The organism is Caulobacter sp. AVps18, from assembly GCF_058681425.1.
In genome coordinates this window covers 2,464,119-2,477,587 of record NZ_CM178737.1, presented here as the reverse complement: position 1 = coordinate 2,477,587, position 13,469 = coordinate 2,464,119, and the positions used below count along the sequence as shown (strand labels likewise).

At 64.5% G+C, this 13,469-nt stretch carries 11 protein-coding genes and 1 pseudogene; 8 read left to right on the top strand and 4 right to left on the bottom strand.

The window, feature by feature from the left end:
• Positions 1 to 32 precede the first annotated feature (32 nt).
• From ACW179_RS11200 to ACW179_RS11185, 4 genes are all read left to right on the top strand, one after another.
• Positions 33 to 1,715, top strand: coding sequence for a methyl-accepting chemotaxis protein (locus tag ACW179_RS11200; RefSeq protein ID WP_492059596.1), 1,683 nt, complete (start codon positions 33 to 35; stop codon positions 1,713 to 1,715).
• Positions 1,715 to 2,203 (top strand): chemotaxis protein CheW, encoded by a 489-nt coding sequence (locus ACW179_RS11195; RefSeq protein ID WP_492059595.1) that lies wholly within the window; start codon positions 1,715 to 1,717, stop codon positions 2,201 to 2,203. The genes ACW179_RS11200 and ACW179_RS11195 overlap by 1 nt, the downstream gene beginning before the upstream one ends.
• Positions 2,204 to 2,357: 154 nt before the next feature.
• Positions 2,358 to 3,215 (top strand): CheR family methyltransferase, encoded by an 858-nt coding sequence (locus ACW179_RS11190; protein WP_492059594.1) that lies wholly within the window; start codon positions 2,358 to 2,360, stop codon positions 3,213 to 3,215.
• A gap of 7 nt (positions 3,216 to 3,222) precedes the next feature.
• Entirely contained in the window at positions 3,223 to 4,332 is a 1,110-nt protein-coding gene (locus ACW179_RS11185) for a protein-glutamate methylesterase/protein-glutamine glutaminase (RefSeq protein ID WP_492059593.1), read from the top strand.
• 197 nt (positions 4,333 to 4,529) lie between these two features.
• Here the strand turns inward: ACW179_RS11185 and ACW179_RS11180 are convergent, their stop codons facing one another.
• Complete coding sequence (locus ACW179_RS11180; RefSeq protein ID WP_492059592.1) at positions 4,530 to 5,423, bottom strand: hypothetical protein; 894 nt, start codon at positions 5,421 to 5,423, stop codon at positions 4,530 to 4,532.
• A 305-nt stretch (positions 5,424 to 5,728) separates the two neighbouring features.
• Between ACW179_RS11180 and ACW179_RS11175 the strand changes: the two are divergent.
• Positions 5,729 to 5,951: pseudogene (locus tag ACW179_RS11175) on the top strand (transposase); the annotation flags it as partial.
• 409 nt (positions 5,952 to 6,360) lie between these two features.
• Here ACW179_RS11175 and ACW179_RS11170 read toward each other — a convergent pair.
• Together ACW179_RS11170 and ACW179_RS11165 are read right to left on the bottom strand one after the other, a co-directional pair.
• Positions 6,361 to 8,262 (bottom strand): hypothetical protein, encoded by a 1,902-nt coding sequence (locus ACW179_RS11170; RefSeq protein ID WP_492059591.1) that lies wholly within the window; start codon positions 8,260 to 8,262, stop codon positions 6,361 to 6,363.
• Between the two features lie 364 nt (positions 8,263 to 8,626).
• Entirely contained in the window at positions 8,627 to 9,901 is a 1,275-nt protein-coding gene (locus ACW179_RS11165; protein WP_492059590.1) for an aminotransferase class III-fold pyridoxal phosphate-dependent enzyme, read from the bottom strand.
• An 83-nt stretch (positions 9,902 to 9,984) separates the two neighbouring features.
• Here ACW179_RS11165 and ACW179_RS11160 point away from each other — a divergent pair, with 83 nt between their 5' ends.
• From ACW179_RS11160 to ACW179_RS11150, 3 genes are read left to right on the top strand one after another with little or no spacing between them, the layout of a single operon-like run.
• Positions 9,985 to 10,941: a carbohydrate kinase family protein gene (locus tag ACW179_RS11160; RefSeq protein ID WP_492059589.1), complete on the top strand. Its 957-nt coding sequence runs from the start codon at positions 9,985 to 9,987 to the stop codon at positions 10,939 to 10,941.
• Positions 10,941 to 11,594, top strand: coding sequence for a class II aldolase/adducin family protein (locus ACW179_RS11155; protein WP_492059588.1), 654 nt, complete (start codon positions 10,941 to 10,943; stop codon positions 11,592 to 11,594). The genes ACW179_RS11160 and ACW179_RS11155 overlap by 1 nt, the downstream gene beginning before the upstream one ends.
• Positions 11,591 to 12,775: an MFS transporter gene (locus tag ACW179_RS11150; RefSeq protein WP_492059587.1), complete on the top strand. Its 1,185-nt coding sequence runs from the start codon at positions 11,591 to 11,593 to the stop codon at positions 12,773 to 12,775. Before ACW179_RS11155 ends, ACW179_RS11150 begins: the two co-directional genes overlap by 4 nt.
• Here ACW179_RS11150 and ACW179_RS11145 read toward each other — a convergent pair.
• Entirely contained in the window at positions 12,714 to 13,400 is a 687-nt protein-coding gene (locus ACW179_RS11145) for a TetR/AcrR family transcriptional regulator (RefSeq protein WP_492059586.1), read from the bottom strand. The two genes, ACW179_RS11150 and ACW179_RS11145, sit on opposite strands and share 62 nt — an antisense overlap.
• Positions 13,401 to 13,469: the final 69 nt, after the last annotated feature.

Here is a 13,469-nt window from a genome sequence, read left to right as displayed (position 1 = left end):
ACTGTTTCGCCTTTCGCTCAAGGATCACGACCATGCGCTTCACGATCAAACTGCAGCTGGGCTTGGCCTTCGGGCTGATCATCGCGCTGCTGCTGGCGGCGACCCTGTTTGGCATAAACAGCCTATCGACGACCAACCGCGACATGAAAGCGATGGTCCAGGGACCGGCGGCGCGCCTGCAGATCGCCCAGCAACTCAATATCCACATGCTCAATGTGGTGCGCGTTGAGAAGAACATGGTGATGGTCGAAACTCCGGACGAAGTGAGGTCACTGGAGTCCCTGATCGCCAAGGAAAAGCAGGCCTTTGAGGCCCTGCTGACAGAGGCGAAATCGCTGGCGACAGCGGAAGGCAAGCCCAAATGGGAGGCCCTGGGTTCGACCTGGGAGCGCATGTTCGATAGCCATGCGCGGATCTATGAACTGGCCATTGCTGGACGTGATGTCGAGGCGACCGCGCTGTCGATGGGCGAGAGCCGCAAGATCGTCAACGACGCAGGCGCTCAGGTTCAGGAACTGGTCGAGTTGTCCGAGGCTCAACTGACTGCCGCAACCGAACAGGCCGACAAGCACTTCGTCAGCGTTCGCAACGCGCTGATCGCCCTCACCGTGGTTTCCCTCCTTATCGCCAGCGCAGCCGCATTCTATATCGCCATCGCGGTCAGCAAGGGCCTTAGCCGAGCGTCTGACGCCGTACGCGCCGTCGCCGAGGGTGATCTGAGCAAGACCGTCACGATCACCACTAAGGACGAGATCGGCGACCTTCTGGGTCACGTGAACACCATGATCGAACGCCTTCGCGGCGTGGTCGGCGACGCCATTTCGGCGTCGGAGAATGTTTCGTCGGGCAGCCAGGAGCTGTCGGCGGCCGCCGAGCAGGTCAGCCAGGGTGCCACCGAACAGGCCGCCGCCGCCGAAGAGGCCTCAGCCTCGATGGAGCAGATGGCCGGCAACATCAAACAGAACGCCGACAACGCCACCCAGACCGAAAAGATCGCCCGCCAGTCGGCCCAGGACGCCGAAATCTCCGGCGCGGCCGTCAATCGCGCTGTCGAAGCCATGCGGACAATCGCCGAAAAGATCACCATCGTTCAGGAGATCGCCCGCCAGACCGACCTGCTGGCCCTCAATGCGGCCGTCGAGGCGGCCCGGGCCGGTGAGCATGGTCGAGGCTTTGCGGTCGTCGCTTCGGAGGTGCGCAAACTGGCCGAGCGGTCGCAGACCGCCGCCACCGAGATCGGCGCGGTGTCGTCCGACACCGTCAAGGCCGCCCAGTCGGCCGGCGAGATGCTGACCAGCCTGGTGCCCAATATCCGCCGGACCGCCGAACTGGTCTCCGAGATCAGCGCCGCCTGCCGCGAGCAGGACATTGGCGCCTCGCAGATCAACGAGGCCATCCAGCAGCTGGACAAGGTCACCCAGCAGAACGCCGACGCCTCCGAACAGATGTCGGCGACCTCCGAGGAGCTGGCCGCCCAGGCCGAGGAGCTGCAGACCTCCATCGCCTATTTCCGCACCGACGCGACCGGCGCGCCCGCGCGGCGTCCGGCTCAACGCGCCGCCACCAAGCGCCCTTCCGCCCCCACCCAACGCAAGCCCGCTTCGGCGATGCGTCAGACGGTCGCCAGTCAGCAGGCCCGGGTCTCCGGCTTCGCCCTGGATATGACCTCTGGCGGTCCGGACGCGGACGACGCCGATTTTCGGGAATACGCCTGATGTCCGGGACCACTGAAAGCCAGTTTGTCACTCTGGGCCTCGGCGACGAGGTGTTTGCGGTCTCGGTCGCCTTCGTGCGCGAGATCCTCGACTATCAGACCCCGTTCGCTATTCCCGAGGGGCCCGACTATCTGTTGGGCCTGACGGATGTCCGGGGACGGGGCACGCCGACCATCGACCTGCGCCTGAAACTGGGCCTGCCCCGCGCCGCCCCGACCGCCACCACACGGATCCTGGTGCTGGACGTGCCGCTGGCTGATCGGGTGCTGTCGCTGGGCCTGGTGGCAGACCGGGTGATCGAGGTCGTCTCCATTGCGGCGGACCAGATCGAAACCGCGCCGGATATCGGCGTCCCCTGGCGTTCGGACTATATCCAGGGCGTCGTGCGTCGCGAGACGACCGCCGGAAAAGGTGGATTTGTCGTGCTGTTCGATCTGCCCCGGATGCTGACAAGCCAGGACGCCGCCGCCCTAAGCCAAGCCGCCTAAAGTATTTTCCCTCGAAGCGGACGCCGGGAAGAAGTCGGAAAACGCTTTAAAAACAAAAGACTAGAGCACTTCTCTGATCCGTCAGGATCGGAAAATGCTCTGGTCCGGGCAAGCGCCGGTCAGCGCGTGTCCATACCCGGGATAGTGAAGCGACATGTCATCTCAGGCCGCCCTCCTGGCCCTGCCCTCGACCGAGCAGCTGAGCCTGCGTAATTTTCAGCGTCTCGCCGCGTTCATCCAGGCCTATAGCGGCATCAAGATGCCGGACAGCAAACGCACCATGCTGGAGGGGCGGCTGCGTCGGCGAATGCGCGCTACGCGGATCGACGATGTCAACGACTACTGCCGCTTCCTGTTCGAGGAAGACGGCCTGGAGTCTGAGGTCATTCACTTGATCGACGCGGTGACCACCAACAAGACCGAGTTCTTCCGCGAGCCGGCCCACTTCGACTTTCTGGTCAACCAAGGCCTGCCCGCCATCGCGGCGACCCGCAAGCGCGAGATCAAGGTGTGGAGCTCAGCCTGCTCGATCGGGGCCGAACCCTATACCTTGGCCATGATCCTTGATGAGTTCTGCGAGAGCCAGGGCGGCCTCGACTATTCGATCCTGTGCACCGATATCTGCACCGAGGTACTGGACCAGGCCATCGCCGGCCGATTTTCCGAGCAGATGATCGAGCCGGTGTCGATGCCGCGTCGCCAGCGCTATGTCATGCGCTCCAAGGATCGCGGGCGGCCCGAGGTGCGGATCATTCCCCAGCTCCGCGCAAAGCTGTCGTTTGCGCGTTTGAACCTCATGGATGATGCCTATCCGATCGAGGATGATCTCGACATCATCTTCTGCCGCAACATCCTCATCTATTTCGACAAGCCTACGCAGGCCGGCGTGCTGCGGCGGCTGTGCAGCCACCTGCGGCCCGGCGGCTATCTGTTCCTGGGCCATTCTGAGTCGATCGTCGGCATCGATCTGCCGGTCAAGCAGATCGCCAATACCGTGTTTCAGAAGGGGTAGCCCTGTGGTGCGCGCCAAAAAAATCCGGGTACTGATCATTGATGACTCCGCCACGGTCCGGCAAACCCTGGCGGCGATCCTGGAATCCGACCCGGAGATCGAGGTGATCGGCGTCGCCTCCGATCCGTTCGTCGCCGCCAAGCGCATTTCAGAGGAAGTCCCTGACGTCATCACCCTGGATGTCGAGATGCCGCGCATGGACGGCATCACCTTCCTGCGCAAATTGATGGCCCAGAAGCCCATCCCTGTGGTGATGTGCTCGTCCCTGACCGAGGCGGGTTCGGAGACCCTGCTTCAGGCCCTTGAGGCCGGAGCCGTCGATATCATCCTCAAGCCCAAGGTCGGGGTCGCCGACCATCTGATGGAATCCAAGATCCGCATCTGCGACGCCGTGAAGGCGGCGGCCGGCGCACGGCTGGCCGGGCAGCGCCGGATGGCGTCTCCGACGACCTCGTCCCCTACCCGCTCGGGACATGAGCCGGAAAAGAAGCTGACCGCCGATGCCATGCTGCCGCCTCCCGGCGCGACCCGGGCCATGGCGCGCACCACGGAAACCCTCATCTGCGTCGGGGCCTCGACCGGCGGAACCGAGGCGCTGCGCGTCCTGCTCGAAGCCCTGCCTGCGGACTCGCCCGGCATGGTGATCGTCCAGCACATGCCCGAGAAGTTCACCGCCTCGTTCGCCAAGCGGCTGGACAGCCTGTGCGCGGTCTCGGTCAAGGAAGCCGAGGACGGCGACACCGTGCTGCGAGGCCGGGTGCTGATCGCGCCGGGCAACAAGCATACCCTGCTCGAGCGCAGCGGCGCCCGCTACTATGTCTCGGTCAAGGATGGGCCGCTGGTCTCACGCCACCGGCCCTCGGTGGACGTGCTGTTCCGCTCGGCCGCCCGTTCGGCCGGTTCGAACGCCGTCGGCGTGATCATGACCGGCATGGGCGACGACGGCGCGCGCGGTCTTGAGGAAATGAAGCAGGCCGGTGCCTATACCCTGGCCCAGGACGAGGCGACCTCGATCGTGTTCGGCATGCCCAAGGAGGCCATAGCGCGCGGCTGCGTCGACCGCATCGTGCCCTTGCAGGCCATCAGCCAGGAAGTGTTGCGGGCCGCTGCGCGCTGACCGGGTCGGACGACGGCGGAGGCCGTTCGTCTGTCGGTACGGGTTAGAGGTGTTCCCGCTACAGGTTAGGACTGTCAATACTGGGAGGCGGTCGCAACGACCTGCTGAATTGGTCTCTGCTGCGCCAGGACGCGAGTTCAACGCCACAGAAGGTGCGCCACCTTTTGGCAGCGCACTGTCTGCGATTATTATACGGACTATTCTTTGGGTTTCAGGTCTTGGATTATCTGCGCATCGATCCAGTATAAATCTGATTGAAAGCCCGGCTTGCCGTTTGCATTTGGCGACATTCTATTGAAAAAGAGGTATTTTCCGTCAGGTGTGACCTGCGCTCCACCTTCTCCATCTTCTGTATTTACCTTGCCCCCCAGATTAATAGCTTGACCCCATGAGCCATCTTTCTGCCGGAAGCTGATATAGAGGTCAGCATCGCCATACCCACTCTCTCTTTCACCGTCCCACATAACGTAGCTCTCGTCAGGGGCGATGTACGGATGGGCATTCCATTTGCCGGTATTGATTTCCCGGGGAAGCGGCTTCGGGTCTTGCCATTTGCCACTCACGAGCCCTGAGTATCGAAGAATTCCATCAACGCCGGAACTCGCTCTTTCGTCCAGAAATAAAGTACCTTTGGCCGACGCCGAAAGGCTCATAATGCGTATATCTTCAAAAGCAGGGCCAAGGCTTTTCAGTTCTGACCAACCGTCAGCTGTGCGCTCCTTATACTTGGCACCATAGTGCAAGGTTTTCCCGTCTGGGGCGTAAAAAGGTCTGCTCTCTCCAGCCGGCACCGCTATCTTATGCCACTGATCGCCCACTTTTCTGAAAATGACAGATTCCGGTTCTCTGGCGTCACGAGTGTGCTTCCATCTGGCGACAAAAAACTCGTTCATGTCAGGGGAAAAGCCCCCAGCGTCCCCCCATTCTTCTGTATTCACGATGCCGGGCGCAAAGGGCTTGGCGGTTAAACCCGGCGGGTTTTGCCCTAGATAAGGCCCCTTGAGTGCAGGAAATTCATCTTGGCTATAACTTTTACTGCTAACAGCGATTATGGATAGCAGTGGAAGAAATATCCTACAGGCACGATTCATAGATTATTTCCTCATGAATACAGTTTATTATTTGTCGCCAATCTACTGGCACATCCTTTGAATTTACTCAGCGCGCAGGTTGTTGTCGCTGCGCTGTTATTACAATCCGCGATTTTCTGAGCCGAAAGCAAATTCCATGCAGTGTCGGACAGGTCCAGAACGAGATCCCGAACGGTGGGAGGCATTTGAGTCCATATCGTGACATGAACTCAAAAAAGACTGGTCGCCGTCAGCGCCTTTGAGACAGGTTGAGGGTCCCGTTCAGAGTAGAGTTTTGGTCTCGTCATAGTAACGAAGGAACGATGATGAGACCAAATCCCTCGGCCGCGAAGGCGACACCCGGAGAGCGCGTGGTGAAGGATATTCGGCGGAGGACGCGTCGGCATTTCTCTGCGGAAAACAAGATCCGGATCGTGCTGGACGGTCGGCGCGGGGAGGACAGCATCGCTGATGCTCTGCCGCAAGGAGGGCATCGCCCACAGCCTATGCGACGTGTGGTCCAAGGCGTTCATGGAGGCGGGCAAACAACCCCACTTTTGATCACGGCGATCCACGCCATCTAGGCGGGCTTCGATGCGCGGCCAATGGCCTTCTCAAACATCAGCGCTGCAACAGATTCAGAGACTGTCGCCTGCCCACGAGTTGCGACCTCGTTTGACGCTGGAGGATGTCGAGAAGGCTCCGATCCGACCTCGCTGTGGAAAGATGGGGCGAGGCGCTATCGCCGATGTTTTTTCGGGCTGGCGACCACCTTCTGCGGGGCAGCCCGGAGATCCAAGGCAGGTTGCTCGGTAGTGCGGGGACAGACAGAGATTGGAATCTGGCCTTAGGGCACAGCGCTGATCTGTATCGCCAAATTGTACGATTTCCGCGCTGTTGGAAAAACAGCGACTTAGCCGGACAGCTCAAACCTGAGCCGACACCGTCAAGACCCGGATCAGAACAGACCGTCGTCCGGATCTTCCACGGGCGCGACGGCGGCGACGGGTGCCGAGCCGTCGTCGCCCCCCAGGCACTCGGCGAAGCTGCGATGCACGTCGCGTTCCTGGGCCATGGTGTATTGCTTGGCCAGCCGCGCCATGAACGGATTGAGCACGACACCCAGGTCGTCTGTGGCGATCTCCGACTCGCCGGCCATGTCCAGCAGGTCGTTGGCAGCCTGGTCCAGGGCCGAGCCGATCTGGCGCTCGAAGTCGAACCGGCCGGCGGCCCGCTGCAGCATGTCGACCACGTCCTGGCCCTGCCTGGCCACGGCCGCGAGGTCCTTTTCCACGCCGTCGCCGGCCTTGCCGATCCGTGCGACCGCGCCGCTCAGCACCGAGGCGGCGGTGGTGGTCTCGCCGCCTTCCAAATCGTCCATTGAATCGCGCTGCCCCAGGGCCTCAGCCGCCGAAGACAGTCCGTCAAGCGAGGTGAGCGCCAGGGCTGCGGACTTTTCGAGGTGGATGGCATGCTGACGCAGTTCGACGGCGATGACGCCCAGCGGCTTGCCGGTCTCGCCGATGCGACTGCATTTCAGCGTGGTGTTCAGCGCCATCATCTGAACGTCGGCGCGGATGTTCTGGATACCGGCAATGCGTTCGCTCAGTTCGCGGGCCGCCTGGGCCGCCGAACGGCTGACATCTTCGGCCGCCTGCTCACCGGCTGTCATGTCGCCCACCAGACCGAGCGCCTGGCCGATATTGCTTTCCAGACCGCGCAGAAAGCCGTTCTCGGTGCCCTCACTCTGGCCATAGGCTAGGTCACGCAGGCGCAGGATTTCCGAAGCGTCTGAGGCCATGCCGGAGATGTTCGTACCGATCCGGGTGACGTCGCGGTGAAAATCCTCGGCCGTCGAGATCAATTGGGCGGCCAGCAGGCGGTGAACAAAGGCTTCGGCGCGTTCGCGCTGGTCGGCCGTCAGGCCTGCCTGGCTTTCCGCCAGGAATTGCAGGCCGGCCTGGACGTGTTCGATCCGCTGTCGGGTGATGTCGCCGATCTGCAGGGCAGCGAGGCCGCCTCCGACCTTCTTCTGGACATCGCGCGCCAGGGCCGAGACGCTGACGGCAACGCTGGAGATCTTGGCGTGATGCGCCTCGATCGCCTTGGCGCTGGCCATCAAGGCGTCGGGCACGGCCGGCAGCAGCGTGACGCAGTTTCGACCCAGCTCCTGCTCCTGGACAAGCGCCGTCCGCAGGATGTCGTCCAGGCTCATCAGGTCGGCATTGAAGGCGTCGAGCTGGGCGCGGCCCAGATCGATGCAGTCATAGATCTCCTGCGCGAAGATCGCGAATTCCGGTCCGGCGGCGGCAATCCCCCCGGAGGTGATCTTGATGTTGATGGCAAAGACCCGGAGATAGGCCAGATGCTGGCGCATGTCCTCGATGCACGCGGTCAGGCTGTCGCCGATCTTGACCAGCTCGCCTACGCTCGCCCGCCGGTGCTCGAGACCTTCGGGCAGGGCTCGCAGGGTCTTGGCCGCCTCGGCCAGGTCAGCGGTGGTGGTCGTGACAGTCTCAACGTCGAGATTGTCGCGCATCCGGTCCAGCGCGGCGATCAGGGCTCCGACGCCTTCGATGGCCCGCGACAATACGTCGCCAGCTTCCAGGAAGCGTCCCTCGATGGCTTGACGGGCCGCTTCGAGACGCGCGCCGATCTCCGATCCCTTGAGAGGCGGGAGCGTCGCGGCGGCAACAGCCAAAGATGATGCCAAGCCCATGAATTCGCCGGATGATTTACACTGGAGGCCAGTATCGCCGGTATGTGCGAAGGTCCGGTAAAGACCGGACGAGATACCGCGCATCAGGCGGCGCTTGCGAAGAATGGAAATGCCAGACGTCCCAAGCTTGCTCGAGGTCATCGCTTGCATCCCCGATAGCGTGAGGATCGGGGGACGACCTCGCCACTGGGACGCCTAAGGCGAGCTCGAAAAATTGCACGCTGGGCCAGGGTTGCGGCATTTGATGACCGTGGCATCCGTCCGGGCTCCGGACCTTCGGTGCCCAAGTCGATCTCTTCCCGAGGGGGCGGCAAGGTCCGGTTTCGGGCGCGGCTTTCATTTCCGCGTCCGCCCCCGATCGGATGCGGAAAGAGGTCGGATGCGGAAAGAGGTCTGCTGTCGGCGAGACGTAGTTCTTTGCCCGTAGCGGTTCGTGCCGGCATTTCTGGTGCGTTGACGAGATCGGCTATGCCTGACGGCCGAAACGCGTGGGATGAAGCGCGGGCTAGCCGACCATGGAGTGCATGAACTCCAGCTTGGCGACCGGCTCCAGCGGACCGGCGGCCTTCAGCAGCTTGAAGGCGTCGTCGGCGGCCTGAAGGGTGTGGTCGATGTCGTCCACGGTCATGGCGGTGTTGATGAACATGTTGTGCCACGGGTGGAAATAGACGCCGCGCTTGAGCAGGGCATTGTTCCAGAAATAGCCCTTCGCGCCGGTCGGATCCTCATCGACCATGATCAAGGGCATCTGGACGGGCCCGGTCTGGCGCAGGCCAACACCATGACGGCTGGCCACCTCATCGAGTCCCGTCCGCAGGCGCTGACCAAGCACGATGGTCTGCTCAAGATAGTCGGTTTCGGCGATCAGCTTCATCGTCGCCAGCGAGGCGGCCATGGGCGCGGCCGAGAACCAGAATGAGCCCGTGGCGTAGATGGTGGCGGCAGCGAAGCGGGCAATGTCTGCCCCCAGCAGGGCCGAGATCGGATGGCCATTGGCGATGGCCTTGCCCCAGCTCGAAAGGTCCGGCTTCACGCCCACCAGCGCCCAGCTGCAGTCGCGGGCCAGGCGGAAGCCGGCGCGAACGTCGTCGATGATCAGCAGGGCGCCATGCTCGTCGCACAGTTCGCGCGCCCGGCGGGCATATTCGGGTGTCGGCGCTTCCTGGTCGATGAAGGTGTCGTGCTTGATCGGCGAGGCGAAGATGCCGGCCAGGTCCGAGCCGGCCTCGCGCACGGCCGCTTCCAGGCTTTCGACGTCGTTATAGTCGTAGAACACCTGGTTGGCCCGATCGGCGGGGCTAACGCCGTTTTTCAGGGGCGTGCACCACGGCGCCGCGCCGTGATAGGCGCCCCTGGCCAGGACGATGGTGTTTTTCTTGGTGAAGTTGCGGGCGATCATCAGCGCCATCGTCGTGGCGTCGGTGCCGTTCTTGCAGAACATCGCCCAGTCGGCGTGGCTGACTTGGCTGGTCATGGCCTCGGCCAGTTCCACCATGGCCTGGCCCGGGCCGGTCATGGTGTCGCCCTGCTGCATCCGCTCGACATAGGCGGCGTCGATGCCGGCATGGGCGTAGCCGAACAGGTTAGGGCCGTAACCGCACATGAAGTCGACATAGCGGTTGCCGTCGACGTCCCACAGATAGGCACCCTGGGCGCGGTCGAAGAACTGCGGATAGTCGTCGGGCATCAGCATGACCGACTGGTGGCCGTACATGCCGTTTGGGATCACGGCCATGGCGCGCTCGCGCAGCGCGCTGTCCTTGCTGTTGGTCCAGGTCATGTCGAGCCCTCCGTCATAAGATAGTTTTGACTATCATAAAGACCCAGGCATAGTGAGAGTCAACGCATGGGGGACGAACGGCGATGAAGACCGGCTTGGCGTGTATTGGCCTGACGACCTTGGACGTGGTGGCGCGCGCCATCGACGCCCTGCCGCAGGGCGAGGGCACCACCCTGATTGAGGGCATTGGCTGCGCGCCCGCCGGGACGGCGGCCGGGGCGGCGATGGTCGCGGCAAGGCTGGGGATGCAGGTCAAGCTGGCATCGGCGGTGGGCGATGACCTGATCGGTCGCTTCATCCGCATGGCGCTGGACGAGGCGGGCGTGGGCCTTGCGGCGCTGGAGACGATGCCGGGCCTGCCCAGTTCCACCACCGTGCTGGCGGTCGACTCGGCTGGACGGCGGCCCAATTTCCACGCTCTGGGTGCCGGGATGCTGGCCTGGGCCTCGCCGGCCGCGCTCGAGGTGGCGACCTCGGCGCGGTTCTTCCACTATGCCGGGATCGGCGGGCCCAGGCTGGACGGCGGGGCGGGTGCGGATCTGGCCAGGGCGGCAAGCGAGGCCGGTGTAGTCGTGACCTGCGACCTGATCTCGCCCCAGGCCTCGGCGATGGACGAGCTGAAGCGTCTGGCGCCCTTCATCGACTATTTCATGCCCAGCGCGGCCGAGGCCAAGGCCCTGACCGGCCAGGACGACCTGTTCGCCGCCGCCGATGTGTTTCGCGGCCTGGGGATCGGCGGCTGCCTGATCAAGAACGGCGGCCAGGGCTCGGTTATCGTGCTGGACGGCGTACGCACGGTCTTGCCCGCCTACGCCATCACGCCGGTAGACACCACCAGCTGCGGCGACTCCTATTGCGCGGGCTTCATCGCGGCGCTGGACCGGGGCTGGGCACCGCTGGAGGCCGCCCGGTTCGCGACGGCGACATCGGCCATGGTCGCCCAGGGGCTGGCGACGCTGGGCAAGCTGGAGAGCTTCGAGGCCACCGAACTGGCGATGCGCGAGATGACCCTAAACATGACGGGGAACGGGGCGGGCTGATGGCGGCGATCATGGACGAAGGCGCGCTACGGCTGCGCATGACCCAGGTGATGAAGGCCATGGACGAGCGTGGCCTCAATCGCGGCACGTCGGGCAATGTCTCGGCGCGTTGCGGCAGCGCCATGCTGGTGACGCCCAGCGGTGTGCCTGCCAGTCAGCTGACCTCCGAGCAGATGGTGCTGGTCCAGCCTGACGGCTCGACGGCACCAGGCTCACTGAAGCCCTCCAGCGAATGGCGGATGCATCAGGGGCTGCTCGATCGACGGCCCGACATCAACGCCGTGGTCCATTGCCACTCGCGCCACGCCACCATCCTGGCCTGCGCCGGCCGGCCGATCCCGGCGGTGCACTACATGGTCGCCGTCAGCGGCGGGACCAGCGTGCCGGTCGCGCCCTACGCCACCTTCGGCTCGTCGGAACTGGCGCAGACCGTGGTCGAGGCGCTGGACGGCCGCTACGCCGCCCTGATGGCCAATCACGGCCAGATCGTCGTGGCACCCAGCCTGGATTTCGCCCTCGCCATCGCCGAGGAGATCGAGGAGCAGGCGGCGGTCTATTGGGGAACCCTGGCCATCGGCGGCCCCACCCTGCTGGCGGAAGACGAGATGCACACCATCCTGCAGCGCTTCAAATCCTACGGGCAGCGCGGATGAGCGGGCTGGAAACCCCGCCGCTGGCGGTCGCCTCCCCGCCCCGACACGAGGCGGCGGTCAGCCAGGGCATCGGCGTCGTCGCCCTGCTGATCGCAGGCCTGCAGCCGGTGATCCTGGGTGCGCTGGAACGGGAAGGCCGGCTCAGCACCGCCGAGATCGGCCTGACCGCGACGGTCGAGCTGATGGCCCTGGGGGTGGCTTGTGGTCTGGCGGCGGCCTTTCTGAAGCCCACCCATATCCGCCTGAAGATCGCCCTGGCCTGTCTGGCCCATGCCGCTGCCATGTTCGCCACCACCCTGACCAGCGGCGCGGAGGTGATCCTGGCGCGAGGTGCGGCCGGAGCCTGCGCCGGCGTTATGCTGTGGCTGGCTATTGGCGTCATCGCCCGCTCGGCCCGGCCCGAACGCGCCTCTGGTATCTTCGTGACCGTCCAGACCTTCGCCCAGTTGGTGCTGGCAGCGGCACTTCCTGCGCTGGTCATGGGACGGTGGGGCGTCAACGGCGCCCTGGTTTCTCTTGCGGTGATTTCGCTTCTGGCCGCCGGTGCGGCGCTGGCCGGACCCGACCGCTTCTCGGTCCTGCCCAAGCCCGAGGGCGGTGGCGGCAAGCTGGGCGGCGCGCCACTGGGCGGGCTGCTGGCGGTGTTTCTCTACATGGCCTTCATCGTCGCCCTGTGGGTCTATCTGGAGCCGCTGGCGGCCCAGGCGGGGCTTTCGCCGCGCGAGGCGGGACTGGCTGTCGCCCTGGCGCTGGGGCTTCAGGTGCTGGGCGGCGCGGCCGCCACCCTGGTAGGCGACCGCGCGCCGCCGGCCCGCATCCTGATCGGCGTGGGCCTTATCAACGCCGTCATCCTGGCGGTGCTGTGGAGCGGGCCGGGGCGAGGGTTGTTCGTGGCCTGCGTGGCGGCGTTCGGCTTCCTGTGGCTGTTCGCCCTGCCGTTCCAGACCCTGCTGCTGATCCGCCTGGACCCGACGCGCCGCGCCGCCATGCAGTTGGGCGCCGCCCAGCTGCTGGGCAGCAGCGCCGGCCCGCTGGCGGCGTCTCTGGTGGTGGGCGATGGCGAGGTGCGCCGCGCCCTGGCCCTGTCCGCCGTCTGTCTGGCCGCGGCGCTGTCGCTGATCAGTCTGCTGGCGTCGCGGGCGCGGGTCTCGCGCGCGTCAGGTGCTGATAGTACAGGCTGACCATCCAGCAGATCTCTTCGTTGATCCTGTCTTCGTCCTGGTCAGGCTCTTCCAGCACCATTTCGGTGGCGGCGTACATCATCTGGGTCGTCAGCCGGGTGGCCGTGTGAAGACGGTCCTCGTCGACCCCGGGATTGGCTTGGCGCAGCAGGTCAAACAGGACCAGGGCGATGGTGTCGCGCGAGGTGGTGCGCACCTCCTGCAGTACAGGCAGCGCGCGCAGCGCCCGCAGGATCCAGTCGCCGCCGGGGAAGGCGCGGGTCACCGCATTGACCTGTTTCTGCAGGTCGCGGTTCTTGGCGACGGCGTCTTCCAGCGACGTGAAGCGCGTTCCCCCGTTCGCCAGCCAGGCCAGCACCACCTGGTCCTGGGCGTCCATCAGGCGATGAGCCAGCTCCTTGAGCAGGGCGTACTTGTTGGGGAAATAGCGATAGAGGGCCGGCGGGGTCAGGCCCGCGCGCTGGCACACAAGGTTGGTGGTCAGCCGCTCGAACCCCACCTCGGCCAGCAGCTCGCCGGCCGTGGTCAGGATGACCTCGAACGTGTCGATGCCGCGCTGCCTGGATGGGCGCGACTTGGTGTCCAGAGAGGGCGCCGGGGTCGTGGCGGCGGAGCGTCTTGCCATGGAGGTCCTGAAGGGCCCGGATCGGGAATCGCCGACAGATAGCAAGAACCCCTTCCGGCGACGAGGCGC

Bases quoted from the DNA above. Each gene is read 5' to 3' on its own strand.
- ACW179_RS11200 (WP_492059596.1), top strand. From the start codon at position 33: ATGCGCTTCACGATCAAACTGCAGCTGGGCTTGGCCTTCGGGCTGATC.
- ACW179_RS11195 (WP_492059595.1), top strand. From the start codon at position 1,715: ATGTCCGGGACCACTGAAAGCCAGTTTGTCACTCTGGGCCTCGGCGAC.
- ACW179_RS11190 (WP_492059594.1), top strand. From the start codon at position 2,358: ATGTCATCTCAGGCCGCCCTCCTGGCCCTGCCCTCGACCGAGCAGCTG.
- ACW179_RS11180 (WP_492059592.1), bottom strand. From the start codon at position 5,423: ATGAATCGTGCCTGTAGGATATTTCTTCCACTGCTATCCATAATCGCT.
- ACW179_RS11170 (WP_492059591.1), bottom strand. From the start codon at position 8,262: ATGACCTCGAGCAAGCTTGGGACGTCTGGCATTTCCATTCTTCGCAAG.
- ACW179_RS11165 (WP_492059590.1), bottom strand. From the start codon at position 9,901: ATGACCTGGACCAACAGCAAGGACAGCGCGCTGCGCGAGCGCGCCATG.
- ACW179_RS11160 (WP_492059589.1), top strand. From the start codon at position 9,985: ATGAAGACCGGCTTGGCGTGTATTGGCCTGACGACCTTGGACGTGGTG.
- ACW179_RS11155 (WP_492059588.1), top strand. From the start codon at position 10,941: ATGGCGGCGATCATGGACGAAGGCGCGCTACGGCTGCGCATGACCCAG.
- ACW179_RS11150 (WP_492059587.1), top strand. From the start codon at position 11,591: ATGAGCGGGCTGGAAACCCCGCCGCTGGCGGTCGCCTCCCCGCCCCGA.
- ACW179_RS11145 (WP_492059586.1), bottom strand. From the start codon at position 13,400: ATGGCAAGACGCTCCGCCGCCACGACCCCGGCGCCCTCTCTGGACACC.